Below are 26,281 nucleotides of genomic sequence, written 5' to 3' on the forward strand. Positions count from 1 at the left end.
TTAGGCGCGCTGCGCGGTCACAAACGCGTGTTCATCGCGAGCAACTAACCTCAGCGCTTCTTAAGCACATAGATGTCCATGATCCAGCCATGATCTGCTCGTGCTTTGGCACGCGTATCCAGGATCTGTTGGGCGACCTGATCCAGCGGACCGTTGATCAGCAGCTCTTCTTTCATACCCACATACGCGCCCCACCAGATGTCGAATTCCGCCATCTCAAGGGATTGGAACGAGCATTCTCCATCTAACATAACCGCTACTTTTGAGCCGGTTGCGGGCCACCCTTCATCCCGAATGCGGCGGCCTGTTGTGACGACATAAGGCGCACCCAGATCATTGATCGGGATCGCATGGGCCGCCGTCAGCGCTTGCAAGGCGGTAATGCCGGGGATCACTTTCGTGTTGGGTTTGGGGTCCAGCCGTGCAGCGATGCGCAGCGAGCTGTCGTAGAGCGACGGGTCCCCCCAAATCAGCAAGGCCACACGTTGTGCCGTTGGGTGGGTATCCATAGCCTCTTGCCAGCGCAGGGCAATGGCATCGTGCCATTCGTCAACTCCGCGCAAATAGCCATCGTCAGCGCGCCGTTTGGGGATATCGAAGTAAGCGATCTGAGGCGCGGTATCGGTGACTTCTGCAATGATTTCCTCGCGCAGCCCGGCCAGATCGGCTTTGTTCTCCCCTTTTCGCGGAATCAGAATCAGATCCGCCGCCCGGATTGCCTTCGCCCCTTGAAACGTCACATGATCGGGGTTGCCCGTGCCGATGCCGATCAGGCTCAGGTCAATCATCTTCGAACTCCGCCAGCGGGCCATACAGGATCAACGCCGGAGCTTTGCCAATCTCGGATTTCAACTTATCCGCCAACGCGCCGATGGTAGCGCGCTGCAGCTTTTGATCCGGGGTCGACACGGATTCAGCCATCAACGCCGGAGTGTCCAGTGGCAGGCCATGGGCGTTCAACGCTTCAACCAGCAGCGGGAAGGTGCGCTTGCCCATGAACACAACGGTGGTCGCTTGAGAATCCGCCAAAGCAGTCAGGTTCAGATCGTCCGGCAGTTCACCGCTGACGTCATGACCGGTGACAAACTGCACCCGCCGCGCGGTCAATCGGCGCGTCAGTGGAATGCCTGCCGCCGCTGCTGCTGCGATGGCAGAGGGGATGCCGGGAATGATTTCATAAGCGATTCCAGCTTCACGCAGGGCCACAAGCTCTTCTTCCAGACGTCCGAACATGCCACCATCGCCGGACTTCAGCCGCACAACGTGCTGGCCGGTCTGGGCATAATCTACCAACAACCGGCTGACATGGTCCTGTTTGGGCGAGGGGCGACCAGCCCGCTTGCCGACCCCCACAAGATCCGCATCCTCACGCGCGTGGCTCAAGATTGGCCCGCTGCTTAGATCGTCGAACAGAATGGCATCCGCTTTTTGCATCCGGTCCACGGCCTTCAGTGTCAGCAATTCCGGATCACCGGGGCCCGAGCCGATGAAAGAGACAAAGCCGCTCATGCCGAGGCCTCTGCGATCAGGTGAAAGAACGTGCCGGTGACATTGCCGCGCACCGAGCCCGTCTGCGGGCCTTCTGCGCCTTCGGCATCAAACACACGTGCAAGCGGGGCATCAGGTTGGTCCACAATCGAAGAATAGTGAAATTCGTGCCCGCGCAGTGCAGCGCCTTCAGCAAAACCGGGCATGGGCGCAAGAAGCTCGGCCTTGCGATATCCAAGGTTGAACTTGCGCTTTTGATAAGATGTCACCAGTCCCAGCAAACCTGCCATTTCATGCTGCCCGCCATCCTTGTCGATCAGCGCTGTCCCAAGCGCCATATAACCCCCGCATTCCCCATGAACCGGCTTGGTCTCAGCATGCTTGCGCAGACCCGTCAGGAACGTGTTCGCAGCGGACAGTGTCCCTGCGTGCAACTCTGGGTATCCACCAGGCAGCCAGATCAGATCAGCATCTGTCGCAGGCGCTTCATCGGCCAGTGGCGAAAAGGGCAGGATCTCGGCCCCTGCCGCGCGCCAGCCTTCCAACAGGTGCGGATAGGTGAACGAAAAGGCCGCATCCCGAGCCAGCGCAATCCGCTGAGCCGGAGGGCGCGGCAGCGCGGCTGACGATGGCCCGCCGGGGCCTGAGGAAGCCGCCCGCTTAATCGCCTCAAGGTCGACATGTTCGCGTAAAAACGCCGCATAACCGACGATTGCGCTTTCCAGATCCGGATGCTCAACCGCCTGAATCAGACCCAAATGCCGTTCCGGCAATGTCAGATCTCCGCGACGGGGCAGCACGCCCAGCACCGGCAATCCTGCGCGTTCCATGCCCAGTCGGGTCAAACGCTCATGCCGGGGGCTGGCGCAGCGGTTCAGGATCACTCCGGCAAAGGGCAGATCGGGATTGTACATCTTGAACCCCAACGCCGTCGCTGCCGCCGATTGCGCCTGACCGCCGACGTCCAGAACCAGAACCACCGGCCATCCCATCCGCGCAGCGGTTTCAGCACTTGACCCGTGGCCCAGTTCTCCGGGTTTGGCGACACCATCGAACAGCCCCATCGAACCTTCGGCCACAACGATATCCGCGCCCTCGGCCTGCGCTGAAATCGCGCTCAGCAGCGGATCGCCCATCGCCCAGCTGTCCAGGTTGAACGAGGCACGGCCCGCTGCCGCCCGATGGAACGCAGGATCAATGTAATCCGGCCCGCTTTTGAACGGTTGCACGGTCAGACCATCCTCAGCCAGCGCCCGCAACAGGCCCAGCATCACCGTTGTCTTGCCGGTGCCCGACGACGGGGCCGAGATCAGAACGCCTGGGGGATTAGTCATCGCCATGGCTCCAGCTGGACCACGGGCTATCCGCGCTTTGAGGGCGGTAGCGGCGGTCATAGGTCTTGGAATACAGGCAGCTTTCGTCAAAGCCTTCGCCCGCCAGCGCCGGGCCGACCATGATCAATGCAGTGCGTGAGATTTTCTCGTCCAGCGCGTCTTTGAGTGTTTCCAACGTGGCTCGAATGATCTGCTCGTCCGGCCAGCTGGCGCGGTAAACTACGGCTACCGGGCAATCTGCTCCATAGGCTGGTGTCAGATCGGCGATCACCTTGTCCAGATTGCCGATCGACAAGTGAATGGCCAGCGTCGCCCCTGTGCGCGCGAAGTTTTCCAGCGTCTCGCCTTCGGGCATCGAGGATGCTCGTCCCGGCGTCCGGGTCAGCACCACCGATTGCGCCAGACCCGGCAACGTCAGCTCCGTACCCAGCGCAGCAGCGGCGGCGGCAAACGAAGGCACGCCCGGTGTGACGCTGACCGGGATGCCCATCTCTTTCAGGCGGCGGATTTGTTCACCCATAGCCGACCAGACCGACAGATCACCGGAATGTAGCCGCGCCACGTCCTGACCCGCTTTATGGGCCGCGTCGATCTCGGCCATGATCTGATCCAGATGCATGGGCGCGGTGTTGATGATCTTTGCACCCTCGGGACAGTGGCTCAGGATCTCTTCGGGCACCAGTGAACCAGCGTAAAGGCACACGGGGCAGGATGCGATGATATCGCGCCCGCGCAGCGTCAACAGGTCGGCAGCGCCCGGTCCGGCGCCGATGAAATGAACGGTCATGTTTGTCCTCCGATGGCTATGGCGCAGGTCGCCAGCCGGTCGTCTGAAATCTGTCTGGGTGAGAGCAGCCGCGCGCCCGAGCCAAATAGCTCTCTGGCTGCGGCCAATGCGGATGCTTCGGCCACGCTTCCGGTGCCATAGGTGGCACGGCTGCGGGTCGAGCAGGTGAGTGTGCGTTGCCCGGCCAAATCGGCTGCGGCAATCAAATGCACGGGCAGAGACACCTCTTCTGCAAAGGATGTCAGTGCTGAATGACCTTCCTTGTCGGCAACAGTCGCCAAGGCTGCCACATCATGGTTCGCAGTCGCCGCGTTAAATGCTTCACGCAAGCTATCTTCTGTTGCAGCAGAGGAGAAACCGAGGCCAGCAACGATCATAGCGTCACGCTCCACTGCACCACCGGATAGGCAGACTTCCAGCCGCGCCTTGGACCAAGCGGGGCGGAATGTGCAAGTTCTATCCGAAGCAGGTCACCGCCCAAGTCCTCGTGCCATCGTGCCAGCAGGGCCTCGCTTTCCAAGGTGACCGCATTTGCGACGAGGCGCGTTCCTTTGGGAAGCGCATCGCGCAGCCACGCCAGCAGATTGGCGCTCAACCCTCCGCCGATGAAAACGACATCCGGCAGGTCGACACCTGACAGCGCTTCTGGTGCGGTTCCGTGTACTACATTCAATCGATCTTGCCCCAACGTATCTGCATTTCGGCGGATTCGCTCAGCCCGGTCAGCACGTGGCTCAATACACGTCGCGGAAAGGGTCGGATCACACATCAGCCATTCGATGCTTATTGAACCTGTGCCGCCACCGATATCCCACAGATGTTCGCCCCGTTGCGGGGCAAGCGCCGAGAGGGTCAGCGCTCGGATGGGACGTTTGGTGATCTGCCCGTCGGTTTCAAAGATGTCATCGGGTTTGCCAGACGCTTTGGACAGCGCAGGACCTGCGCCGGTGACGTCCAGGCCAACGCAGACGGGGTGGTCGAACGTGCCAAGAAGGGCCTCGGTCAGAGTGACGGTTTGAGAGTTTTCGCGCGGGCCGCCCAAAGCCTGCATCACGTGCAGGGAAGAATCCGCAAAACCGGTTTCAGTCAGATATGTTGCCAGTTCCGCAACAGCCTTTCCGTCGCGCAACAACAGAATCGCGCGCAGACCCGAGGCCAGATGGGGCCGCAAACGGGTTAGCGGCGCGGCGTGCAGGCCAAAGGTCAAAGTGCTTTCCAGGGGCCAGCCGAGCCGGGCAGCGGCCAGCGAAAAGGTGGATTGGCCGGGCAGGGCGCTCCATTCAACTGCATCGAAATTGCGCGCAATGACAGACCCCGCGCCAAACCAGAACGGATCGCCCGAGGCCAGAACCACTGTTTGCTGTCCGCGCAAGCCTTGCAGGATCGGCAGTCCATCCAAGAACGGCACCGGCCATTCAATGCGTTCCGCCCCGGTTTCGGGCAGCAGTGACAGGTGGCGTGGTGGCCCCATGATCACTTCGGCTCGGTCCAGCACTTGACGGCTTGTTGGCGACAGGCCATCAAGCCCATCTTCGCCCAGCCCCAGAACTGTCAGCCAGGGAGCATCAGACATGACCAACCTCCTGATCCCCAATGTGTTGATTCTGGGCGGCACGACCGAGGCCAACGCCTTGGCTAAAACCTTTTCGGAACAACGGATTACGGCTGTCTATTCCTACGCGGGACGAGTGGAAGCGCCACGCCCGCAGCCTTTGCCCGTGCGTGTTGGCGGTTACGGCGGGTCGGAAGGTCTGGCAGACTACATCCGCGACAACGCCATCACTCATGTTGTGGACGCAACCCATCCGTTTGCGGCCCAGATGAGCCGGAATGCGATCGAGGCGTGTGGCGCAACGCAGACGCCCCTGGCCGCGCTGACCCGCGCGGCGTGGACGCCGCAGACCGGCGATAACTGGCATCACGTCCCTGACATCGCGGCGGCTGTCGATGCACTGTCCGGGGACGCACAGCGGGTTTTCCTGGCCGTTGGCCGTATGCATCTTGAGGATTTTGCCGCCCAGCCCCAGCACATTTATCTGCTGCGTCTGGTGGATGACCCCGACAGCTTGCCCTTGCCGAATGCCGAAGTTGTCGTTGCCAGAGGGCCCTTTACCGAAGCCGACGACCGCGCGCTGATGCAGCGCCATGGGACGCAGCTTGTTGTCTCCAAGAACGCGGGCGGTTCCGGTGCGCGGGCCAAGCTGGACGCGGCGCGCGCATTGGGCCTGCCTGTGCTGATGATCGACCGCCCGGTTCTGCCACAACGGACCGAGCTTACGACTGTCGCTCAGGTTTTGGACTGGCTTTCTCATCCCTGATCCTTATCAGGGGTGAAGCGTGGGGTGTAGACGATTGGTGCGCCTTTGCGCTCGATCACGCGGGTGCGGGACGAACCCACAATGACCACTGTCTGCATATCCGCCATCTCGGGTGTGGCTTCGGCAAGCGTCGAAATTCGGATCGCCTCGTCTGACCGCGAAACCGCGCGAGCGAACATAATTAGGCGCTCGGGCTCACATTCGTCACGCAGGATTTCCAGCGTTTTTACAAAGCCTTCCGGACGAGACTTTGAGCGTGGATTGTAAAAGGCCATTGAGAAATCCGCCTGTGCCGCCAGACGCAGACGCTTTTCGATTAGTGACCACGGTTTCAGATTGTCGCTGAGGTTTATGGCACAGAAATCATGTCCCATGGGCGCACCCGCCCGCGCAGATGCGGCCAACATTGCGGTGATGCCCGGCAGTACATCGATCTGAAGATCGCGCCATTCAGAAGGGCCGCTCTCCAGCGCCTCAAAGACGGCTGCGGCCATGGCAAACACACCAGGGTCGCCCGAGGATACGACAACAACTTTCTTGCCCTCAGCTGCCATTCGCAACGCATGTTGCGAGCGGTCGATTTCGACCCGGTTATCACTTGCGTGCAAGGTCAGGCCGAGGCGTTCGGCCACACGGGCCACATACGGGATGTAACCTACCACATCGGTGGCCTCTGCCAGCGCCGCAGTGACTTCTGGTGTCACCAGTGCCTCATCACCCGGTCCCAACCCTGCAATCTTGACCCAACCGCTCATGGTCGCCGTCCCTGGCCATGCACCACGATGATCGAGAAATACGGGGTGATCTTTTCGCAAGCCTCCGACAGTTTTGTCACCGTCTGGTTCGGCATTTGCGCGTATTCGACGATCCACGCCCGGTCATAAAGACCTGAGGTTTTCAAAGCCCGCTTCACCTTGTCGATGTTCCGCCCGATCTTCATCACAACCAGCGCATCGGTCTGCGCCATACGCTCGGCCAAAGTGTCTTCCGGCAAGGTGCCAACCAGCACGGTCAGTACGTCATCACCCCATGTGATCGGGTCACCTGTCGCGGTCCACGCACCGGACATGCCGGTGATTGCAGGCACAACCTCCACCGGAGCTTCATGGCGCAACCGGCTGTAAAGATGCATGAACGAGCCATAGAAGAACGGATCGCCTTCGCACAAAACCACAACGTCCTCGCCCTGTTCGGACAGCGTTTTCAGATGAGCGGTGCAGTCTTCATAGAAGGCGGCGAGCAACTCATTGTAACGCGGGTCCGCGACGGGGATCTCGGTGGTTACGGGGTATTCCATCGGAAATTCCACCGCACCTTCAGGGATCATTCCGTTGACGATCTTGCGGGCCTGACCGCTGCGGCCTGGCTTACGGAAGAAAGCCACGTGCTTGGCGTTACGCAACAGGCGATCCGCCCGGACGCTCATCAGGTCCGGGTCGCCTGGGCCAAGGCCCACGCCATATATGGTGCCCATGCTCATTCTGCCCGGCTTGCGATGGCGTTGACGGCTGCCACGGTGATGGCGCTGCCGCCCAGACGACCTTTGACAATGCAGGACGGCACCGGTTGTGCCTTCCACAGGGCATCCTTGGATTCTACGGCGCCGACAAAGCCCACGGGGCAGCCAATGATCGCGGCGGGGCGCGGGCAATCAGGGTCTTCCAACATGTTCAGAAGGTGGAACAGGGCGGTTGGCGCGTTGCCGATCGCGACCAGCGCGCCTTCCAGATGCGGACGCCACAGTTCCAGCGCGGCAGCAGAGCGGGTGTTGCTCATCTCGGCGGCCAAAGGGCGCACGCGTTCATCGTGCAGGGTGCAGATCACTTCGTTATCGGCGGGCAGCCGGAAGCGGGTCACACCTTCGCTGACCATACGCGCATCACACAGGATCGGTGCACCGTTTTCCAAGGCCGTGCGGGCAGCCGTCACAAAACCAGGCGAGAAATGGACGAACTCTTCCAGCCCGACCATGCCCGCGGCGTGGATCATCCGGACAGCGACCTGCTCTTCATCGGCATCAAAACGGGCCAGATCAGCCTCGGACCGGATGGTGGCAAAGCTTTCCTTGTAGATCGCCGCGCCATCGGTTTCGTATGTGTAGGGCATCAGGTGAAGTCCATAGTCATGAGTGTTTCGGGGTCGAGCCCGCGCTGGCAGGGCTCATCCCCTGCGCGGCCCTGTTTTACAAGATCAAATCGTCCGTTTGCGCCCACCAATGTGATGTCGGCAGGCCCCTTCCGGGCACAGCCCTTGGCACATCCCGAGACATGCAGTCGCCCGGGTATGCGCGCAGCCAAGGCGCGGGCGATGTCGCGGGTTTCTACCTGCGCCTGTGGGCAGAACGGTGCGCCGGGGCAGGCGTCGGTGGTCATCAGCGGGTCAGAGGCATCCGTGACAAACTTTGTTGCGGGTATCGCCGCACCGCCTTCCAGTAAGATCAGCCGCCACGGCGTGACACGCAGGGCAGTCGCGCCGCTGTCGTCAATTAGGTCATAAAGCTTGCGCGCAGGCAGCGATCCAAAAGCTGCACCATACAGAGCGCCCAGATCACATGGGCCAGGTTGCAGTTTTGAGCCGACGGGACCCGGCGCATGTCCTTGCCATTCCTGCGGCAACGCGTCGATGACCCGCGCCATGCGGCGAGTTTCGGAGGTGTATGTCGTTGAAAACCACATGGCTAACGCGATCACATGATCAATGGCGTCGGCCTCGGTCACAGGTCGCCCTGTTTCGCAGCCATCGGCGCGCAGGATCAGGCCGTCAACGCCCGTTTCCAGACGAATATCCGCTGAATCCGCGTTCAAAAGCCGCGCGGGTCCGGTGTCGATGGCAAAACCGAACTTGGCGGGAAGGGCAGGCAACTCCGCCAACCGGTCGATCAGTTCCTGAGTCAGCCGCGCAGTCAAATCACCGGCCTGATACAGCGGTGTGACCAGAATATTGCGTCGAACCTCGATGCCGGGTTCCGCATCCAGAAGGTTCAGCGCTGCAAGCTCCTTAAGCAGCGGCTGATGGTCATAGTCCTCCACGCCCCGCAATTGAAGATTGGCACGGTTGGTCAAGTCGATCGACCCGTTGCCAAACCGATCTGCAAGGTCGCACAGACCCAATGCCTGATCAGCTGTCAGACGCGCCAGCCGGGGCCGGACCCGCACGACCAACCCGTCGCCGGACATCATTGGACGATGGGCACCGGGGCACCAACCCTGCACGATAGGAGCGCTCATGTCAGGCCCTCCAGATCCGCCCGGATCGAGTTTCGACGGGTGTTCCAAAGCCCGGCCTCAAGCAACGCGCGGAACCGGTCCTGCATTGCTTGATGGGCCAGGGGATTGGCCTCTTGCAGGAAGGTGTCCACTTCTTCGTTGCCCAAAGTGGCATCGTGGTAAAGATCGAACAGATGTGGTGCGACCGTCCCGGACAGATGGGCGAAGGATGCCATGTGATCAAGCGTCGCCGCGATTTCAGCCGCGCCCCGGAATCCATGCCGCTGCATCCCTGCGATCCAGATGGGATTTGCGGCGCGGGCGTGAACGACACGGCTGATCTCTTCCGGCAGGGTTCGGGCGCGGGGGTTTTCGGGGTTTGTGTTGTCCAGATGGTAAAGCTGCACGCTACCTCCGGTGATTTTCTTGGCTGCCGCAAATCCGGCCTCATGCGTAGCGTAGTCATTGGCCAGCAGCAGATCGGTCTCGGTCAGATCCTGCAGGTGAACAAAGCTGTCAGCATTGGCCACGCGCTGGGTGATACCGTCTTTGTCCTGAGCGATGTGTTCGCCTTCCAGCGCGAAAGAACTGGCTTCCAGCCAAGCCTCACCCGCCTGGGCGCGCGCTTCGTCGGTGTAGACTTCGGACAATTGGGTCATGTTGACGCCATAACTCCCGGGAGCCGGGCCGTAGACGCGGGCCGTAGGGGGCAGGCCTGCATAGGGGTTCCAGTCCGGTGCTTCGTCACGCGCAGACAGCGCCCGCACGGCTTGGCCGTATAGCGCGGAAAGGGTCGGGAACACATCCCGGAACAAGCCCGACACGCGCAGAGTGACGTCCAGACGCGGGCGGCTGAGATCGGTAATCGGCAGGACTTCGACGCCCGACACCCGTTCGGAACCCTTGTCCCAAACGGGTTTGACGCCCAGCAGATGCAGCGCCATGGCGAATTCTTCGCCCGCAGTGCGCATGGTGGCTGAGCCCCACAGGTCTACAATCAGCCCTTTGGGGTAATCGCCTTCTTCCTGCAGATGACGGCGCACAAGTTCTTCAGCCAGTTTGACGCCCTGCGCATATGCTGCGCGGGTCGGGACCGAGCGTGGGTCGGTAGTATAAAGGTTTCGCCCGGTCGGCAGCACGTCCGACCGCCCACGATACGGAGAGCCGGATGGACCAGCCTCGATCCGTTTGCCCGCGAGCGCGTCGATCAGAGCACTTCGTTCGGCATGGGCCGAAGCCGTTGGGTCAAAATTGCCTGTCACTTCGGGCACGCGACCAAAGATATGTAGCCCGTCACCGAATTGGCTTTCCTTGATGTCACAGACAAAGCGGTCGATCCGGGTGATCGCCTCGGCTGTGCAGGTGGCTTGATCGAGGCCAAGATCGTTTTCCAGCCCGATGGCCTGCGCTTCGTCCCGGATATCTTCTTGCAAACGATCGCGGCGCTTGGGGTCTAACCCGTCTGCGTTCGAGAACTCATCCAGCAGCGACTCCAACCGCACCATCCGGTCCGGCGTCCCGCTTTCCTTCATCGGCGGTGGGATGTGGCCCAGCGTGACGGCCCCGATCCGACGCTTGGCCTGCGCGGCTTCGCCGGGGTCGTTGACGATAAACGGGTAGATCACTGGCAGGTCGCGGATCAGCGCTTCGGGCCAGCAATCGGCAGACAGGGCCACAGATTTGCCGGGCAACCATTCCAGAGTGCCATGCGCACCGATATGGATTAGCGCGTCCGCACCAAGACCTTTGCGCAACCACAGATAAAAGGCGACATAGCTGTGACGGGGCGTGCGCGACAAGTCGTGATAATCGTCATCGCGCAGTTCCGGTGTACCGCGTTCGGGTTGCAACGCGACCAGAGCTTGACCACGGCGCAGTGCTGTGAAGTGGAACGCGCCATCTGCAAAGGCCGGATCGTCTTCGCATTTGCCCCAAACTGTTTGAAGGTCGGTTCGCAACTGCTCGGGCAGATCGGTCAGCGCTTGCAAGTACTCGTCCAGCGGCCATGAAATCCGGGCGTCCAACAGTGTTTCAGCAATCGGCTCTGCTGGCGCGGTGTCATAGCCTTCGTTCTGGAGATCGGACAGCATCGCCTCGGCGGATGCCAGCGCGTCCAGACCCACCGCATGGGCCATCTGCCAGTCTTTGCCGGGATAGGTCGACAGCACCAACGCCGGGATCTGATCCGCCTTCGGTTTGTCGTTCAGGTGCAGCCAGCCTGATACCCGGTCGATAATGGCTTCGATCCGTTCGGCCTCGGCCCGGTGGGCAAAGCGGGAGTATTCCAGATGAGGATCGCGTTTGCCCGGTTCTTTGAACGAAGCGATGCCCGCCGAAATCCGCCCGTCTACCTCGGGCAAGACAACATGCATGGCAAGGTCGGCAGGTGAGAGACCGCGTTCCGCCTCAGCCCAGGCTTTGCGGCGCGAGGTGGCCAGAGCGACCTGAAACACCGGCACATTGGCGGCATCCAGCGGAGACGTGCCCGACGCGCCTTTGCCCGAAAAGGACGTTGCGTTGATGATGGCAGCGGGGGTCAACGCCCCAAGCGTCTCGCGCAACCAATCGGCAGCAGTTGGCGCTTTGAGCGAAGGCGCGAACAGGCCCACTGCCGCAATTCCGCGCGCACGCAAACTGCGGATCAGAGCTGCGACTGGGGCGGTGTCGGCCGACGCCAGGTAGGCGCGATAAAACGTTACGACGATACGTTTCGCGCCGCCTTCGAACGCGGTATCCGCTGGGATTACACCACGATCCGGGCACCATGCGCCGCATTCAGGTAGAGTCTTTGCGCCCATCACCGGCCCGGCGTAAAGCCCTGCTGCCAAGGACATCTGGGCCAATGCGGCTTGTGCTGCGACCTCACCACCGGTGTCACACAGATGGGCCAAACGGCGCAGCGTTGAAACGGGCAGAGTGGAATAGTCATCCAGCCGCGTATCTTCGCGCCCATCCGCAGGCAGAACGGCAAGCGCGATACCCTTAGCCTGCGCCAGCGCCAAAACCTGCTGCAAGCCGTAGGACCAGTAAGGCACGCCGCCAATCAGGCGGACCAGAATGCCCTTGGCGCCGTCCAACGTCTGCTCGACATAAGTGTCGACGGACAGAGGGTGTTTGAGGGCGGTCAAATTGGCCAGTCGAAGCGTTGGCATTCGACCCTCGGTTCCGCCGCCACGATGCCAGCCCGCCGCGAAAGCGCCGAGGTCGCTGTCCGAGAAGGACAAAACAACCAGATCCGCCGGGCTTTGGCCCAGATCGGTTGGGGTCTCGGTTTCCTCGAGCCCGTGGCTTTCGCGGAAGACGACGTGCATGGTTTACTCGGCAGCCTCGGTGACGCCCGCGAGGATCGCGTGGATTTCGGCCTCTTTGATGTCGTCATGCTCGGCGATAACAACCAGACGCGAACGGCGCTCTTCCTCTGGTCCCAATGGGCGGTCATATTGGTGACGGACGCGTGCGCCCACGGCCTGAACCAGCAGGCGCATGGGTTTGCCCTGTACTGCCGCATAACCTTTGACCCGCAGGATGTTCAGCTCGGTCGCCAGGCGTTCGATCTTGGCGACCAGATCGGCTGGATCGGTTTGTTCCGGCAACTCGACGATGATGCTTTCGAAGTCGTCATGTTCGTGATCGTGGTGACCGTCGTGGTGCGACGGACGTGCATCCATGTCGTCTTCGGCTGCAGCTTCCAGTCCCAGTACAACGCGGACATCCACGACGCCCTCGGCGACTTCGACAACAGGCAAGGGGCGCGGTGCTTCGGCGGCGATCACCTCTTTGGCCTTGGCCACACCTTCGGGTCCTGCAAGATCAGGCTTGGTCAACAGGATGATGTCGGCGCACGAGATCTGATCCTCGAACACTTCGGACAGGGGCGTTTCGTGATCGATCGAGTCGTCGGCGAGGCGCTGGGCATCCACAGCTTCGACATTCGGGGCAAAGCGACCGGCGGCGACGGCCTCGGCATCGGCCAGAGCGATCACGCCATCGACAGTGATCTTTGAGCGGATATCCGGCCAGTCGAACGCTTTCAGCAGCGGCTTGGGCAGGGCGAGGCCAGAGGTTTCGATCAGGATATGCTCGGGGCGCGGTTCCAGCGCCATCAGCGCCTCGATGGTCGGGATGAAGTCATCCGCGACGGTGCAGCAGATGCAGCCGTTTGCCAGCTCCATGATGTTTTCCGCCGGGCAATCCGGGATGGCGCAGGATTTCAGGATATCGCCATCCACGCCCACATCGCCAAACTCGTTGACGACAACAGCCAGACGTTTGCCCTGCGGGTTCTGCATCAGGTGTTTGACCAGCGTTGTTTTTCCCGAGCCCAGAAAGCCGGTGATCACGGTGACGGGAAGTTTTTCGAGATTCGACATGTCAGGCTCCAATCGGGGGAATGCGCGAGGCGCAGTTTTTGCGGAAATGTTCAGGGCGCTCGCGCCATTTCACCAGACCATCTTCGGTGGCCAGATACTTGGTTGCGCCGTCGACGATTACATCGACATGGTCCACTTCGTTCAGGTTTTCGTAAACGAAGGTCCAGCGATCGGGACCGCCGCGCAACACGATAGAACAGCCCTGATCGCAGTTCGAAAGGCATTCGACAGGTTTCAGGGTGATGCCTTCGGGCAGCTCTGCTTGTTCCAATGCCTGGTGCAGCAATGTACCGGGGCGTTGCGCATCGTCTTCGATGGGCAGCCCGCGGCGGCAGGTCGTGCAGACCAGCAGTTCGACCGGTGTGGTCTCAGTCATGTCTCTCATCCCCCCAAATCCTCTTCGCGGGGGACGGGGTTTCAAGCGGGCCACGTGTTGCAACATGGACCCGATACCGGAACACCCCGCCCGGTTTCAACTTCGGGTGCTGGCAGGTCTCCCGGCTTGCGGATGTCAGAGGCCCGGTACGTCAGGGTCCTCTGTCGGATGTCCCGCCTTCCCGGCCTAGGCCAGTGGCATTGGGCACCCTCTCCGGTCACGGTCGCGGGGGCGGCTGCGTTTGGCGGAAGATCCGTTGACGCATTCCCTTTTCATCGGCTCTTGCCGACACCAACGAATGGGTCATGCGGCACCGCTGGCCCGCTTGTCAAGCGCGTTGCGCGTAACATCAGGAGGCGGGTGTGAAAAGCGACCTGTGGTTGTCGTTGGGCGGCATGAATGGTCAGATAAATCCGTGATCGCATGACAGGTACAAGCCAGCAGGGAGAGGCGACATATGAAAGTAGGATTCATCGGGTTGGGAAACGTTGGCGGCAAGCTTTCGGGATCCTTGCTGCGGAACGGTATTGATCTGACGGTGCATGATCTGAACGCGGATCTGGTGGCCGCGTTTGTCGCCCTTGGCGCAAAGGCAGCCGAAGGCCCGGCACAGTTGATGCGCGATTGCGATGCGGTCATCACCTGCTTGCCATCGCCTGCGGCGTCAGATGCGGTCATGCAAAAGATGCTGCCCGAAGTGGGCCCCGGCAAAATCTGGATGGAGATGTCGACAACCGATGAGGCCGAGGTCAAGCGTTTGGGGGCCGAGGTGATCGAACGCGGAGGCGCGGCAGTGGACTGCCCGGTTTCGGGCGGGTGCCATCGGGCGGCCACCGGCAATATCTCGATCTTCGCGGGATGTGACCGTGCGACTTTTGAGCGGATTCTGCCGTTTCTGACCACCATGGGACGGCGTGTTTTGCACACGGGTGAATTGGGCTCTGCCTCGGTTTTGAAGGTGCTGACCAACTATCTGGCCACAGCCAACCTGATCACCTGCGCCGAAGCGCTGGTCACGGCAAAGGCGGCGGGCATGGATCTCAACACGACATATGAGGCGATAAAAATCTCGTCCGGTACGTCCTTTGTGCATGAAACGGAAAGTCAGGTCATACTGAATGGTTCGCGCGACATCTCCTTCACTATGGACTTGGTGAAAAAGGACATTGGTCTGTTTCAAGAGGTAGCGGACCGCGCCGGGGTGCCTCTGGAAATGAATCCGGTCATGATCAAGATTTTTGAAGATGGCATTGCCCGGTATGGCGATCGCGAGCTGTCGCCGAATATCATCAAACGTCTGGAAGAGGCGACTGGTTTGGACATCACAGCCCCCGGTTTCCCGCCGGAGATGGAAGATGATGAACCGGAAGAGCCGGGGTATGAGGTTGTCCCGCAAGGCCGGGGCTCGGCGTAGAGGTTCAAGCTAACCTTTCCAACGAAATGTAATCGGCAATCGGGGTGGGCCAGCCCAGAAATCCGGCCCCGATTGCCGCGCTAGTACATAACGTTGATCATCACCAATGAAACGACAAGGAACAGCGCGGTCATGATGCCGCCTGAACGGACGAAATCCATGACCTTGTACCCTGCCGGACCCATGATCAGCGCATTGACCTGATGGGTCGGGATGATGAAGCTGTTCGAGGTGGAAATGGCAACGGTCAGCGCAAAGACTGCAGGGTTGCCTCCGGCAGCCACTGCAATGGACACAGCCAGCGGTACGAGCAGAACGGTGGCGCCAACATTCGACATGACCAATGAAAACGCCGTTGCCAGAACAGCAATGCCCGCTTGAAGCGACCAAAGCGGCCAGCCGTCGAGAATGACCATGATCTGCTGTGCGATCCATGCGGCTGTGCCGGTATTTTGCACCGCCTGTCCCAAAGGTATGAGGCAGGCAAGCAGGAAAACAGTGTTCCATCCAACGGCACGGTAAGCCTCATCCACGCTGAGAACGCGGCTCAGCATCATGCCAGCTGCCCCTGTGAGAAGACAAAGCGAAAGGCGTACGTCGGTAAACAGGATCAGGCATATTGAAATAGCGAAAAAAGCAAGCGCCCACCCGACTTTCTGAGGTCTCAATTCCTCCTGCGGGAAATCGCTTGTGACCACAACGAAATCCGGATCGCGGGTGATCCGCATCAGATTGTCCCACCGCGTGTGTGCGACCAGCATGTCACCAGCATGAAACTTTTCCAGCCCGATCTGAGTGGACTGATGATCATCGGTCTCTACGTGGCTGAGCGTTTCTTCCCCTCTGTGAATAGCCAGAAGCGACATACCGTATGTCTTGCGGAACAAAAGCTCGCGCGGGCATTTGCCGATCAATTTACTGTCGGGGGTAACGACAACTTCGGCGACACCGGCGTTGGTGGGTGCGAACTCCTCAACAAAAACATCCAGATCGGGAAGAACTGTTAAGCCGAATTTCTTCGCAAAAACCTCTACCTCGCCACGCCGTCCAACAATCGCCAGCCGACAAGGGGCTGCGATTTCAGCGGTCAGAACCTGAACCATTGACGTTTTGCCGCGATAGAAGGTTGAAATGATGTACAGGTGGTTCTCATGGTTGATATCGGCCAGGATCTGCCCGACCAGCGGGCTGTCTGCAGGCACAACAACTTCGAACACATCTGCCTTTAGCCCATACACCCGCTGCAAATACTCTTGTGTGCCCTGACCGGTGCCCGTGTTGTCTGCCCCTTCCTGCACAGGAAGAACCCAGCGTCCCAGCAGCAGAAAGTACCCGATGCCTGTCAGGATCAGTACCGCCCCGATCGGTGTTACCGAGAACAGCCCGAACGGCTGCATTTTCTGATTATCCGGCAAGCCGTCATTGGCCGTTTGGATCAGGTCGTTGAGCAAGATCAGCGGTGAGGACCCCACCATCGTCATCGTCCCCCCCAGGATCGCACAGAACCCCATCGGCATAAGCAGTCGCGACAGCGGTATTCCGGATCTCGTGGATATCCGGCTGACAACTGGCAGGAACAAGGCGGCGGCGCCGACGTTTTGCATGAAGGAAGAAATGACGCCAACAGTTCCCGAGATGATCGGCAGCACGCGGCTTTCCGATTTGCCGCCGTACTTCAGAATAACGGCCGCAACCTTGTTCATGATGCCGGTTTTGTCCAAGCCAGCACCAACGATCATGACCGCAATGATCGAAATGACCGCGTTTGACGCAAACCCATCAAACAGACGCGGCACATCCGCCAGATTTTCTAGGCCGGGTGCGTAGCTTAGCAAGCCGACAAGAACCAAAACCAGTATGGCGGAAAGGTCGATTCTGACGACCTCGGACACAAATAGGAAAACTGTGAAGGCGAGAAGCGCGCAAACGACCCCCATCTCGAAGGTAAAGGTTATGTGTTCCACTAGACGTCCAGAACTTATTACTTATTCTGAAATAAATCTTTAGTTCATCCCGCATTCATTGTCATGAAATTTCGATTACGACCCGATTTTGGACATAATGTTACTCATTCGATTGCTTGCATGTTTTCTATTGAGGCAGTGTCGTTCCAGCAACCCAGAACTCATTCCGCCTCGATTGGACGCTCGCGGCCAAGAAATCCACGAATAGTCTGACCCGGGCCGTGTTCTTCAGGTCGCGGTGTAGCAATAGCCAGATGCTTCTGTATGGCATGGGTTTTTGAAACGGTGCTCTGATCAGGTTTGGGTGCCGGTCTCCCAAATTGCAGGCAAGGTACGCCATGCCCAGCCCGGAAGCCGCCAGCGAGATCAATGGGACAAGTTCAGATACACGGTGTTTCAGCGTGGCCTTGGGATAATAACTGTCTTTGACCCACTTCGCTGTGGTTACTTCTTCAGGCTCATGCCAGCCAATCAGGTGCAATCCCGCGCCTCCGTTGTCGCTAATAAGTTCCGCGTAGTCGCGTGTGCAATAGGCGGCCTGTGACATTTGGACGAGTTTTCTGCCAACCACATCATCAGTCACCTCATTTGCTATGCGCAACGAGACATCCGCTTCGCGTCGTGTCAGATCGCGGATGTCGTTGGTGAAGTTCATGTTGAGGGTAATGTCCGGGTAGAGGTCAGCGAAGGCGGCGAAATCATCCATCAGCGAGGTCATCGCCAGACCATGGGGCAGCGTTACGTATACCGTGCCCGAAGGTTGCGCATCCCGTCCGACAATGACCCGAGACGCAGCGGCCATTTCGGCTTCTACCCGTTCGGCATGGGGCATCAGATCTTCGCCAAGCTGTGTCAGAACCAGACCTTGCTTGGAGCGATCAAAGAGGCGACTTCCGACACGTTCTTCCATAACTGAAAGTCTCCGGGTCAATGTCGTGTGGTTGACCTGAATGCTATCAGCGCCGCCCCGCAATGTTCCGGTGCGGGCAACAGCAAGAAAGTACTTCAGATCATCCCAGTTAAGTGAGTGGCTTTCCTTTATCGACATGAAGCCTGTGTTTCATAATTGAAGCAGGATGTCCACAATTACCCATCTACAGTTCATTTATTGACCAGCCTACATTGGGTCTGTCGAACTTAAACCCAAGGACCCTACCCGATGAACCAGATACAATCTGTATTGATCACCGGCGCAAATGCCGGACTGGGCCGAGAAGCGGCCCGGCAACTTGCGCTTCAGAAAGGCATATCCAAGGTCTATCTGGCCTGCCGCAACCCAACGAAAGCCAAAGCAGCGAAATCGTCGCTGGAACATGAAACCGGACGCAAGATTTTTGAAATTGTCCTGATGGACGTGGCCGATCCGGCCGCGGTTCGCGCCGTTGTGGCCGAACTTTCCACCCCGATTGACGCTGTAATCCTGAATGCGGGTGGAACGGGCGGACAGAACCCAAACAGCCTCACCAGCGATGGCGTGACTAACATTTTCGCAACAAACGTTTTGGGCCACGTGGTGTTGGTAGACGCGTTGCTGGAACGCCAGTTGGTGACATCCACAATCCTATACGCCGGGTCCGAGGCTGCTCGTGGTATTCCCAAAATGGGTATGCACCGCCCCGACCTGTCCGATGGAACAGTCGACGAATTCAAATCAATCGCCGACGGCAGCAAGTTCGGACCTGAGGGCGACCCGATGCAGACCTACGGTTATGCCAAGCTCACCGCGACCCTGTGGATGGGGGCTATGGCGCGCCAGCACCCCCATATTCGCTTTGTCACCATGAGCCCCGGAGGCACCGCAGGAACCGCTGGCTTTGACGACCTGCCACTTATGAAACGCATTGTCTTCAAACATGTGGGCGGAGTGTTGATGCCCTTGTTCGGCATGATGCACAGCGTTGAGGCCGGGGCAAAACGGTATCTCGATGGTTTGCTAAACCCGGAATTCAAAACCGGCCACTTCTATGCCAGTCAAACGGGTTATCCCACCGGGCCAGTCGTGGATCAAGCCAGCCTAGACAGGGCTCTGTCAGATATCACCACTCAGGACAACGCGAACCAGGCATTGCGACAGTTCGCTTAATTTAAAGGAGAAATGAAATGGAAACCACATTGAACATCTTCGTCATCCTCGCAACCATCATGCTGTCTGGCCTCGGCATCATGTCAATGTTTGCTCCTCGGCGCATGGTCGCCAACTTTGCCATCGCGCCGGTCGGCACCGCCGGACTCAGTACGATCCGTTCGGTGATTGGCGGGCTGTTTCTGGCCTCAGTGGTTTTGCTGGTGATCGGTCTGACCACCGGTCAGACACTGGGCTATGTGGCTGTTGCGATCCTGACGGGTGTTGTCGCTGTCGGTCGTATTGTTGGAATATTGGCGGACGGATTTGACAAAGCTGTTCTGCCCCCGCTGGTCGTTGAACTTGTGATCATCGCGGTGTTGCTGTCAGCCTACTACCAGCTCTCCTTCTAATCGTCTTCGAAGCAGATGGATGGCGGCGAGCTTGAAGTTGCCGTCCAATCAGCCAACCACCAAATCCATGAGTAAATTTCCAACAGTTTCCGGGCCGTCCTGCTTTACGGACTTGGCAGAACTGACCAACGAAGGGCGCTCAGCTCAGGCCCTGAGCGGGTGGTTGTTTCGGCAACGATCTCAAATACTCACGATGTTTATCACTATCATCGGCGCTATCCGCTCCTCTAAGTAGCGATCAGCGCGCAGGTTACGAGTGACGCGACTGGGAAACTTGGTGGTCAGGCCGATTTAGAACAGCAGCTTTTCCCTAGGGGTCAAGACTCATAGCCAATAGATAACGTTTGCCGTGAGAGCGATGGCTGAGAAGAAGACCTTGGGACAGCGGTCATATCGGGTTTCCGCGCGCCGCCAATCCTTAAGACTGCCGAACATAATTTCGATCCGGTTGCGCCGATTGTAGCGACGCTTGTCGTACTTCACTGGTTTCTTCCACTGTTTCCGGCCAGGGATGCAAGCGCGTATCCCTTTGTCTTTCAATGCGTCTCGGAACCAATCGGCGTCATAGCCACGGTCGCCGAGTAGCCAGTCCACCTTCGTCAAACTGTTCACCAATGCACGGGCTTCGATATAATCGCTGACCTGTCCTGAAGTCGCAAACAGGTTCAGCGGACGTCCTTGGCCGTCGCAGATGGCGTGCAGCTTGGTATTCAAGCCGCCTTTGGTCCGCCCCATCAGGCGTCCACGCCAGCGTAAGTCATTACGATTGATAAAGATAATCCCACTCAGTACACGTCGATCATCAACGCGAGCTTTGCCATGAGACTTCGGAAAGAAAGGCTCAAGCCGCGCCATCTGCGCGTCTGTCAACCAGAAAAGATCAGACATGTTCACCGCTCGTTTTCGAACCGTGAACCACGCAACCAAGCGGAAATCAATGGGTCCTGACCAAAGGAGCGAGGCGCGAGCAAATTGGGCTTTTACCTATCACCTGACGCAATAAATCATGCTTTGCCACGCCTGAACATGGCTCAAGGTCAGGTGTGTGGACAAAACTGCCTTTGCTGAAGGCGACCAATGCTAAGGCAGTTGTCAATCGCCGCTTGCAGCTGTTCATCTGTGCATCACTGTTCTTTGCCAATTACGCGTTCGAGGAACTCGGCAATCCGACCTTCCACGGACATGCTTACTGCGTCGCCACCCAAGCTGGCTGCTCCGGCAGGATAGAAATGTCCAAAGCCTGGCACCCACGCAAACTCATGCTCCACGCCGACTTTTTCGTAGTGAGCGACAAGGAGGGGAACTGAAGACAACGCGCCCGGCAGATCATACTGACCCATGAACATTAGTATCGGCGGTCTGTCTGACGAAGCTGTAACCGCTTTGTTCACGTCAAACCCGGCGTCTATGCCCGAGAGGAGAAAAACACCAGAGACAGGAACTCCCATACCATGTGCAACATTCCAGGACGTCACTGCGCCTGCGGAAAACCCTCCAAGTACAATACGGTTCGGATCGATGTTGTAAGTGGTCGCGGAGTCCCGGATATGCAATACCGCTTCGCGCAAATCCTCGGCAGCCGAGATCACACCATCAACCATTGTCTTCTCTTGTTCGGGGACGCTGAAATCAAGCGGCGGCAGGTCCATAGTTCCCCGAATATGGTTGGCCTGGGGCAATAGAGGCAACAGGCTGTCGGGCGCGATCCAGTCTGCTTGATAACCTTCACCCGATGGCACAGGCCCTTCGGGTGTCAGCCGATAATCGATTGCAAAGCACGTATAGCCCCGCGCGGCAAAACGGCGGCAATAATTGCCCATCGAGGTATCCTGAGCACCACCCGATTGAAACGTAAGTCGCGGACTGCCGCGATGGAATGCGCCGCCGAAGGTGAGGATTAAAGCAGGTCGCGGCGGCGTGTCTGTGCCTTTGGTCGGATGATAGACGTCCATCCACAAATCGCGCGAAATCTCCTTACCCTCTTTCGTCACAACTCCCTGTCCATAAACCACGTCTGCTTCCAGCGAATAAGTCACCGGGGCTGCCTCCTGCGCGTCAAGTGGAGCGGCAATCAGTACCTGCGAAAGTAAAACAACGGCCAAAGCACTGCAGTTGAATTTGCTAAACCTACGCAATTTGGAACCTCGCTGAAGTGGTTAGACAGATTTTCTTTGAAAGAGATCATGTAATGGCTACGCGACGGGCTTTGAGCGTAAACGCTCGGTTGGACAAAACTCAACCTTTGTATGATGGGTGAATTTGCCGGCCGCCGAAGGCTGGCGCAGTGTGTCTGTTACACTTCCGTTTTGCGTTCAAAGCAGTCTTTCGCTGTGTAGTGCATCAATTACCCCAGCGCGGGACCAAACGGGCATGAAGATGTTGCACCCCTATGGCTGCTTCACGAAAGATAGACGAAAATGCTCTTGAGAGGCGTTGTTATAAATTTCAGACCATTGGTTCGCTCAGTGAAGCTATTTAGAATGCAAATGCGAATATCTGAACAACCATGATCGCCAGTACATGAAGCATCGGCGTAGGTAGAAGCAATAAATACGCGCCCACCTACACCTTTAATTTTCAGGTCAGAGGAACAAATGCAAAGCCTTCGCCAGCGCGTTCGACGCGCCCGGTGCCCGGATAGCTAAGATGCGTTGCGGAAAACACCGTTTCGTTTTCCGCCAACTGGACCAACAACTCTGTCCGTGTTGCAATCGCCTGCGCTGGATCGGAATCAAGCGCGTAACTCACGTTCGGATGCGCGAATTGCAAGGCTTCTGAAATGACCGCGTCACCGACAATGAAGAGAGCTTCGCCATCTACCGCCGCAACGCGGACGCCGCTGTGACCTGCCGTGTGTCCGGGCAGCGGAACAAGTGTGACGCCTCCACCAAGATCAGCTTCTCCCACATATGTAGTGACCCGATCCGCCAAAGGTGCGGCGATGGATTGCAGCAATTCAATCATCGGTTTGTCCGCCTCTGGCGCATTGGCAAGCAACGCGGGATTTGTCCAGAACGCCCATTCGGCCTCAGCCACATGGATTTTTGCATTTGCAAACCCACCCGCGTCCAAACCCATCAAACCACCAATGTGATCTGCATGCATATGGGTCAGAACGATATCGGAGATGGCGTTTTTTTCGATCCGTTCAGCAGCAAGGAGCGCGTCCAGTTTGCCGACGGTCGGAAACATTCCTGACAGGGCCTGACCGGATCCCGTGTCCACAAGAATGATGCGGTCGTCATCTCGCACCAGCCAGGCTGTGGCACCGATATCAATGGGATCGCCTGCGGCGGCTAAGGCTTCTTCGTCAGCTCCCTGGAAAAAGGCGGAAGGAAGGCTGAAATGACCGTCCGACAACATCGAAACTACCTTTGTCCCAATGTTCAAAGAGACGACTTCTCCCGCAAAGACAACCGGGGGGAATGCCACAGACGCTGCAGTGCCGAGAAGGGCTGTGGAAAATGTCCGTCGGGATAACCTGAGGTTTTTCATGGTCATGTCCTTTCATGTTACTTGCAACCAGATTGATTTTTTCCCGCCATTTCGCTACTGGCACAAATGACAAAAACTATGCAGGTAATGACAAGATGAGCCAAGCCAAACGCATCGCCGTCATAAGCTATATGGGCGCTTTGACTTCCGCAGTGCATGGCATCAAAGAAATGCTAGAGCTTGCCGGAACCTTGAAACGCGATCGCTCTTTGTGTGTGGAACTCACAGACGCCGTTGAGCCTGGATATGATGTCTACATTCTGCCACCCACGGGCCAAGAGATCGACGTCATAGCGCAGCCGGACATCCCTCTGTCACTTCGTCGGGAACACGCTCGCGGAGCGCTATTGTGTTCGGTATGTGCTGGATTGATTTGGCTGGCAGAAGCCAATGTTCTGGGCAATCGACCGGTGACAACGCATTGGGGCTTGGAGACCCAAATGAAAGAGCACTATCCCAGTGTCGCGACCGATGTGGATCAAATCCTGATTGAACATGCGGATCTTATCACCGCAGGCGGGATGATGGCTTGGGTTGATCTTGCTCTCGCATTGATCGAGCGCCTGATCGGCCGTGATGTGATGATTGAAACATCGCGCTACTTTGTCGTTGACGTTGCCCGGATCGACCAACGGCGCTATCGCAGCTTCACCCCAAACCTGTCGCATCAGGATACAGCCGTGCGAAAGGCACAATTGCATATCGAAAGTAATTATGCGGACAACCTGTCGGTGGATGATCTGGCCAAATCTGCCGGGCTTGCAGCGCGCACATTCATCCGACGCTTCACCTCCGTAACCCGACTGACACCAATGGCCTATGTAAATGCAGTCCGGATTGAGAACGCCAAAGAATTGCTGATCCATTCAACAAAACAAATTCAACAGATCGCTTTTGAAATCGGATATTCTGACCATTCGGCCTTTGGCCGAAAGTTCCACGAAGCAACAGGGATCACACCTCGGGATTTTCGCGTGAAGTTTTCAACTTAAGAAATATCGCCAGCGACGTAGATTTCCTCACTTACGAAAAAGCTACTGATTTACGTGACTTTCCTCTGGCTTTCATATCCGGACCGCGAAAACAGCCATTCATTCAGGTTGCGGCATCGGTCAAATAGGGCTCGGAGCAGCCGTGCGCCGCAACCCTTACAAACGACTGCTTCGCGGACACAGCGGAAGTATGGACTCAGCTGCGAGAAAACCTACGCACGCATCTGGCAAACAGGCTCAATGCTGCGATCAGAACCTAACCCTAAATGCCAGACCGACCAATGGCGCTGTTTCATAGCTCTGACGACTAATTTCCGCTCCATTCGCATCATCTAGCGTCAGGCGGCCGTCAATTTCTGCGCCTGCAAAGACGCTCAATGAAACCCCGGGATTCGGGTTGTACCCAACAGAAAGAACTACAGGGATACTCTTATCTTCACCTACACCATCCGGGGCAAGGCCATCCCCATCCAACCTGAATCGTATCCTTTCCGATCGCGCGGTCAACGAAAGGTCTATCGTGTCATTCAACGCGTAGCTCAGTGTCAATCCGGGACCTTGCGTTGCTCCTAAACCAGAGCCAGTGTTCAAGTTCCAGCGATCATTTATGTCCCAGTCGATCAGCAAAGCCGGAAAAAAATCAGTACTGTCATCGTCAAATTGAGAATACGCACCAAAGGCCGGGCCAATCGTCAGGCGCTCGCTCAGTTGCCAAGCAAGACCAGCAAAAACACCATAGGTTCTGCCGTCAGATGAGGAGGCCCCGCTTTGATAGTCCCGCCTGATTTGTGGCGACACAAAAACCGTAGCTGTGTCACCCACACGAAACCGGACAGGAACAGCAATGCGAAGGTCACGGATGTTTTCCCAAGGCTGGTTGTTCGGTTGGCTGAAGTTATAATCCAGCTTGCCAAAGCTGGTGGAAAGCCCAACGGAGTTTCCTTCTTCCAGATTGTAAAGTGCGGTGACACGTAGAAATGATCGACTTGCAGAGAACTCGCCACCGCCGCTCAAATCCGCGTCCCCTTGAAACGCGGCAAGCCCATCAATCTGATACGCCCAACCTAGCCGGGGCTGTGCAGCAGATGGAAACGCCGTGAACCCTAGGGAAATAGCTCCAAACCAGCACGTTAGAACAAGGTTTTTCATGTGACATTTCCTGCGTGACGCTGGATTCCCTTTGGGTTGCCATTCCTTAACGAGCGGTTCAAGTCCGTTAGAGTCTGATTTGCGAACAAAGCTGGCGTGTGCATTTTAACGCTTTCTGCAGAATCCTAGCCTGAAAATCAATAAACTACGAGTATTTGTCCGATCCAAATGGCTGACACGTAGGTTTCAATAGTCAGCACTGAATGCCTTGCCGTGAAAACCGGTTTCCAGAAAAACAGCCCAATGATAGGCTGCGAAATTATGGAAAGCCGACCAAAACGTCGATTAGCAGCTATCTTAGCCGCCGATATCGCAGGCTATTCAAGATTGGTCGGTTTGGATGAAGAAGGTACCATCGACAAGCTGCGTGAGATCCGTTCCCAAGTCATCGAACCATTGATCTCCGGGTATACCGGGCGCATTGCGAACACAGCGGGTGACAGTTTTCTGATTGAATTCCACAGTGCGGTCGATGCTGTTCGCGCGGCCGTAGAGATACAATCTGAACTCTCGAAAAGAAACTCAGAAATCGAGCCCGACCACGCTATCGTTTTTCGGATCGGTTTGAACGTCGGAGACGTTGTCTCGAACGCTAATGACATCTTGGGCGATGGCGTCAACGTGGCCGCTCGGCTTGAGGCGCTGGCGGAGCCAGGGGGAATAATTGCGTCACAGTCGATCGTCGAATACGCCCGCAACAAGGTACCTTTCAACTTTGCACCTATTGGCCCTCAGGCAGTCAAGAATATCGCGGAGCCGGTTGAGGCTTTCCGCATCGAAACCGATGCGACGCGGTCGTTATCGAAGCCCGAAACCAAGCTAGCGCCACGTTTCATGAAGTTGGCTGCAGTCTTGATGGTGCTAGCTGTGCTAGGGTATTTCGGGGCAAAGACATGGGAAAAGGGTCAACTGC

24 protein-coding genes, 1 pseudogene and 1 riboswitch are annotated in these 26,281 nt (G+C 57.9%); of the genes and pseudogenes, 6 read left to right on the forward strand and 19 right to left on the reverse strand.

Features of this window, described 5'->3' with window-relative positions; all coding sequences use genetic code 11:
• Positions 1-50 precede the first annotated feature (50 nt).
• Genes cobF through cbiE form a run of 6 tightly spaced genes read right to left on the reverse strand, consistent with a single transcriptional unit; the run spans position 51 to position 5,182 of the window.
• Positions 51-788 (reverse strand): precorrin-6A synthase (deacetylating), encoded by a 738-nt coding sequence (gene cobF / locus ACXADZ_RS05625; RefSeq protein ID WP_475193546.1) that lies wholly within the window; start codon positions 786-788, stop codon positions 51-53.
• On the reverse strand, positions 781-1,509 hold the full coding sequence (gene cobA / locus ACXADZ_RS05630) for a uroporphyrinogen-III C-methyltransferase (protein WP_475193550.1): 729 nt from the start codon (positions 1,507-1,509) through the stop codon (positions 781-783). Before cobA ends, cobF begins: the two co-directional genes overlap by 8 nt.
• Complete coding sequence (locus tag ACXADZ_RS05635; RefSeq protein WP_171668599.1) at positions 1,506-2,828, reverse strand: cobyrinate a,c-diamide synthase; 1,323 nt, start codon at positions 2,826-2,828, stop codon at positions 1,506-1,508. Before ACXADZ_RS05635 ends, cobA begins: the two co-directional genes overlap by 4 nt.
• Positions 2,815-3,609 carry a precorrin-4 C(11)-methyltransferase gene (cobM, locus tag ACXADZ_RS05640; protein ID WP_475193553.1) on the reverse strand — a complete coding sequence of 265 codons (795 nt, stop codon included), beginning with the start codon at positions 3,607-3,609 and terminating at the stop codon, positions 2,815-2,817. Before cobM ends, ACXADZ_RS05635 begins: the two co-directional genes overlap by 14 nt.
• A complete protein-coding gene (locus ACXADZ_RS05645; RefSeq protein ID WP_475193554.1) occupies positions 3,606-3,986 on the reverse strand; it encodes a cobalamin biosynthesis protein in 381 nt (126 codons plus the stop codon). The genes cobM and ACXADZ_RS05645 overlap by 4 nt, the downstream gene beginning before the upstream one ends.
• Positions 3,983-5,182: a precorrin-6y C5,15-methyltransferase (decarboxylating) subunit CbiE gene (gene cbiE / locus ACXADZ_RS05650; RefSeq protein ID WP_475193556.1), complete on the reverse strand. Its 1,200-nt coding sequence runs from the start codon at positions 5,180-5,182 to the stop codon at positions 3,983-3,985. The genes ACXADZ_RS05645 and cbiE overlap by 4 nt, the downstream gene beginning before the upstream one ends.
• Here cbiE and ACXADZ_RS05655 point away from each other — a divergent pair.
• Positions 5,181-5,927 carry a cobalt-precorrin-6A reductase gene (locus tag ACXADZ_RS05655; protein WP_475193559.1) on the forward strand — a complete coding sequence of 249 codons (747 nt, stop codon included), beginning with the start codon at positions 5,181-5,183 and terminating at the stop codon, positions 5,925-5,927. The genes cbiE and ACXADZ_RS05655 overlap by 2 nt on opposite strands.
• Here the strand turns inward: ACXADZ_RS05655 and cobJ are convergent.
• The 7 genes from cobJ to ACXADZ_RS05690 are packed head-to-tail and all read right to left on the reverse strand — an operon-like array spanning position 5,918 to position 13,879.
• On the reverse strand, positions 5,918-6,682 hold the full coding sequence (cobJ, locus tag ACXADZ_RS05660) for a precorrin-3B C(17)-methyltransferase (protein WP_475193562.1): 765 nt from the start codon (positions 6,680-6,682) through the stop codon (positions 5,918-5,920). The genes ACXADZ_RS05655 and cobJ overlap by 10 nt on opposite strands.
• Entirely contained in the window at positions 6,679-7,407 is a 729-nt protein-coding gene (locus ACXADZ_RS05665; RefSeq protein ID WP_475193566.1) for a precorrin-2 C(20)-methyltransferase, read from the reverse strand. The genes cobJ and ACXADZ_RS05665 overlap by 4 nt, the downstream gene beginning before the upstream one ends.
• On the reverse strand, positions 7,404-8,033 hold the full coding sequence (locus ACXADZ_RS05670; protein ID WP_475193568.1) for a precorrin-8X methylmutase: 630 nt from the start codon (positions 8,031-8,033) through the stop codon (positions 7,404-7,406). The genes ACXADZ_RS05665 and ACXADZ_RS05670 overlap by 4 nt, the downstream gene beginning before the upstream one ends.
• A complete protein-coding gene (locus ACXADZ_RS05675) occupies positions 8,033-9,154 on the reverse strand; it encodes a cobalamin biosynthesis protein CobG (protein WP_475193571.1) in 1,122 nt (373 codons plus the stop codon). Before ACXADZ_RS05675 ends, ACXADZ_RS05670 begins: the two co-directional genes overlap by 1 nt.
• Positions 9,151-12,444, reverse strand: coding sequence for a cobaltochelatase subunit CobN (cobN, locus tag ACXADZ_RS05680; RefSeq protein WP_475193574.1), 3,294 nt, complete (start codon positions 12,442-12,444; stop codon positions 9,151-9,153). Before cobN ends, ACXADZ_RS05675 begins: the two co-directional genes overlap by 4 nt.
• A gap of 3 nt (positions 12,445-12,447) precedes the next feature.
• Entirely contained in the window at positions 12,448-13,503 is a 1,056-nt protein-coding gene (gene cobW, locus ACXADZ_RS05685) for a cobalamin biosynthesis protein CobW (protein ID WP_475193577.1), read from the reverse strand.
• 1 nt (position 13,504) lies between these two features.
• A complete protein-coding gene (locus tag ACXADZ_RS05690) occupies positions 13,505-13,879 on the reverse strand; it encodes a DUF1636 family protein (RefSeq protein WP_171090997.1) in 375 nt (124 codons plus the stop codon).
• A gap of 94 nt (positions 13,880-13,973) precedes the next feature.
• A riboswitch (cobalamin riboswitch) is annotated at positions 13,974-14,190 on the reverse strand.
• Positions 14,191-14,336: 146 nt separating this feature from the next.
• On the opposite strand from ACXADZ_RS05690, the gene ACXADZ_RS05695 reads away from it, so the two are divergent.
• On the forward strand, positions 14,337-15,293 hold the full coding sequence (locus ACXADZ_RS05695; protein WP_171186127.1) for an NAD(P)-dependent oxidoreductase: 957 nt from the start codon (positions 14,337-14,339) through the stop codon (positions 15,291-15,293).
• Between the two features lie 80 nt (positions 15,294-15,373).
• Here ACXADZ_RS05695 and ACXADZ_RS05700 read toward each other — a convergent pair whose 3' ends face one another.
• Complete coding sequence (locus ACXADZ_RS05700; protein WP_171186249.1) at positions 15,374-17,230, reverse strand: SLC13 family permease; 1,857 nt, start codon at positions 17,228-17,230, stop codon at positions 15,374-15,376.
• Between the two features lie 154 nt (positions 17,231-17,384).
• Entirely contained in the window at positions 17,385-18,305 is a 921-nt protein-coding gene (locus ACXADZ_RS05705) for a LysR family transcriptional regulator (protein ID WP_475193579.1), read from the reverse strand.
• 111 nt (positions 18,306-18,416) lie between these two features.
• Here ACXADZ_RS05705 and ACXADZ_RS05710 point away from each other — a divergent pair, with 111 nt between their 5' ends.
• Both ACXADZ_RS05710 and ACXADZ_RS05715 read left to right on the forward strand, forming a co-directional pair.
• Positions 18,417-19,340, forward strand: coding sequence for an SDR family NAD(P)-dependent oxidoreductase (locus ACXADZ_RS05710; RefSeq protein ID WP_475193583.1), 924 nt, complete (start codon positions 18,417-18,419; stop codon positions 19,338-19,340).
• A 17-nt stretch (positions 19,341-19,357) separates the two neighbouring features.
• Positions 19,358-19,732, forward strand: a complete 375-nt coding sequence (locus ACXADZ_RS05715) for a DUF4345 family protein (protein WP_475193588.1) — start codon at positions 19,358-19,360, stop codon at positions 19,730-19,732.
• A 324-nt stretch (positions 19,733-20,056) separates the two neighbouring features.
• On the opposite strand, the gene ACXADZ_RS05720 is transcribed toward ACXADZ_RS05715, so the two are convergent.
• From ACXADZ_RS05720 to ACXADZ_RS05730, 3 genes are all read right to left on the reverse strand, one after another.
• Positions 20,057-20,620, reverse strand: coding sequence for an IS5 family transposase (locus tag ACXADZ_RS05720; protein WP_475193592.1), 564 nt, complete (start codon positions 20,618-20,620; stop codon positions 20,057-20,059).
• 236 nt (positions 20,621-20,856) lie between these two features.
• A complete protein-coding gene (locus ACXADZ_RS05725) occupies positions 20,857-21,768 on the reverse strand; it encodes an alpha/beta hydrolase (protein WP_475193595.1) in 912 nt (303 codons plus the stop codon).
• Between the two features lie 541 nt (positions 21,769-22,309).
• Positions 22,310-23,233 (reverse strand): MBL fold metallo-hydrolase, encoded by a 924-nt coding sequence (locus ACXADZ_RS05730; protein WP_475193598.1) that lies wholly within the window; start codon positions 23,231-23,233, stop codon positions 22,310-22,312.
• 89 nt (positions 23,234-23,322) lie between these two features.
• On the opposite strand from ACXADZ_RS05730, the gene ACXADZ_RS05735 reads away from it, so the two are divergent.
• Complete coding sequence (locus tag ACXADZ_RS05735; protein WP_475193601.1) at positions 23,323-24,219, forward strand: GlxA family transcriptional regulator; 897 nt, start codon at positions 23,323-23,325, stop codon at positions 24,217-24,219.
• A gap of 249 nt (positions 24,220-24,468) precedes the next feature.
• On the opposite strand, the gene ACXADZ_RS05740 is transcribed toward ACXADZ_RS05735, so the two are convergent.
• Positions 24,469-25,233, reverse strand: coding sequence for a hypothetical protein (locus tag ACXADZ_RS05740; protein ID WP_475193604.1), 765 nt, complete (start codon positions 25,231-25,233; stop codon positions 24,469-24,471).
• Positions 25,234-25,629: 396 nt separating this feature from the next.
• Between ACXADZ_RS05740 and ACXADZ_RS05745 the strand changes: the two are divergent.
• Positions 25,630-26,103: pseudogene (locus tag ACXADZ_RS05745) on the forward strand (adenylate/guanylate cyclase domain-containing protein); the annotation flags it as partial.
• Positions 26,104-26,281: the final 178 nt, after the last annotated feature.

The sequence above is a fragment of the Ruegeria sp. ABM4_193 genome (assembly GCF_056158705.1).

Bases quoted from the DNA above. Each gene is read 5' to 3' on its own strand.
- cobF (WP_475193546.1), bottom strand. From the start codon at position 788: ATGATTGACCTGAGCCTGATCGGCATCGGCACGGGCAACCCCGATCAT.
- cobA (WP_475193550.1), bottom strand. From the start codon at position 1,509: ATGAGCGGCTTTGTCTCTTTCATCGGCTCGGGCCCCGGTGATCCGGAA.
- ACXADZ_RS05635 (WP_171668599.1), bottom strand. From the start codon at position 2,828: ATGGCGATGACTAATCCCCCAGGCGTTCTGATCTCGGCCCCGTCGTCG.
- cobM (WP_475193553.1), bottom strand. From the start codon at position 3,609: ATGACCGTTCATTTCATCGGCGCCGGACCGGGCGCTGCCGACCTGTTG.
- ACXADZ_RS05645 (WP_475193554.1), bottom strand. From the start codon at position 3,986: ATGATCGTTGCTGGCCTCGGTTTCTCCTCTGCTGCAACAGAAGATAGC.
- ACXADZ_RS05655 (WP_475193559.1), top strand. From the start codon at position 5,181: ATGACCAACCTCCTGATCCCCAATGTGTTGATTCTGGGCGGCACGACC.
- cbiE (WP_475193556.1), bottom strand. From the start codon at position 5,182: ATGTCTGATGCTCCCTGGCTGACAGTTCTGGGGCTGGGCGAAGATGGG.
- cobJ (WP_475193562.1), bottom strand. From the start codon at position 6,682: ATGAGCGGTTGGGTCAAGATTGCAGGGTTGGGACCGGGTGATGAGGCA.
- ACXADZ_RS05665 (WP_475193566.1), bottom strand. From the start codon at position 7,407: ATGAGCATGGGCACCATATATGGCGTGGGCCTTGGCCCAGGCGACCCG.
- ACXADZ_RS05670 (WP_475193568.1), bottom strand. From the start codon at position 8,033: ATGCCCTACACATACGAAACCGATGGCGCGGCGATCTACAAGGAAAGC.
- ACXADZ_RS05675 (WP_475193571.1), bottom strand. From the start codon at position 9,154: ATGAGCGCTCCTATCGTGCAGGGTTGGTGCCCCGGTGCCCATCGTCCA.
- cobN (WP_475193574.1), bottom strand. From the start codon at position 12,444: ATGCACGTCGTCTTCCGCGAAAGCCACGGGCTCGAGGAAACCGAGACC.
- cobW (WP_475193577.1), bottom strand. From the start codon at position 13,503: ATGTCGAATCTCGAAAAACTTCCCGTCACCGTGATCACCGGCTTTCTG.
- ACXADZ_RS05690 (WP_171090997.1), bottom strand. From the start codon at position 13,879: ATGACTGAGACCACACCGGTCGAACTGCTGGTCTGCACGACCTGCCGC.
- ACXADZ_RS05695 (WP_171186127.1), top strand. From the start codon at position 14,337: ATGAAAGTAGGATTCATCGGGTTGGGAAACGTTGGCGGCAAGCTTTCG.
- ACXADZ_RS05700 (WP_171186249.1), bottom strand. From the start codon at position 17,230: ATGGGGGTCGTTTGCGCGCTTCTCGCCTTCACAGTTTTCCTATTTGTG.
- ACXADZ_RS05705 (WP_475193579.1), bottom strand. From the start codon at position 18,305: ATGTCGATAAAGGAAAGCCACTCACTTAACTGGGATGATCTGAAGTAC.
- ACXADZ_RS05710 (WP_475193583.1), top strand. From the start codon at position 18,417: ATGAACCAGATACAATCTGTATTGATCACCGGCGCAAATGCCGGACTG.
- ACXADZ_RS05715 (WP_475193588.1), top strand. From the start codon at position 19,358: ATGGAAACCACATTGAACATCTTCGTCATCCTCGCAACCATCATGCTG.
- ACXADZ_RS05720 (WP_475193592.1), bottom strand. From the start codon at position 20,620: ATGTCTGATCTTTTCTGGTTGACAGACGCGCAGATGGCGCGGCTTGAG.
- ACXADZ_RS05730 (WP_475193598.1), bottom strand. From the start codon at position 23,233: ATGACCATGAAAAACCTCAGGTTATCCCGACGGACATTTTCCACAGCC.
- ACXADZ_RS05735 (WP_475193601.1), top strand. From the start codon at position 23,323: ATGAGCCAAGCCAAACGCATCGCCGTCATAAGCTATATGGGCGCTTTG.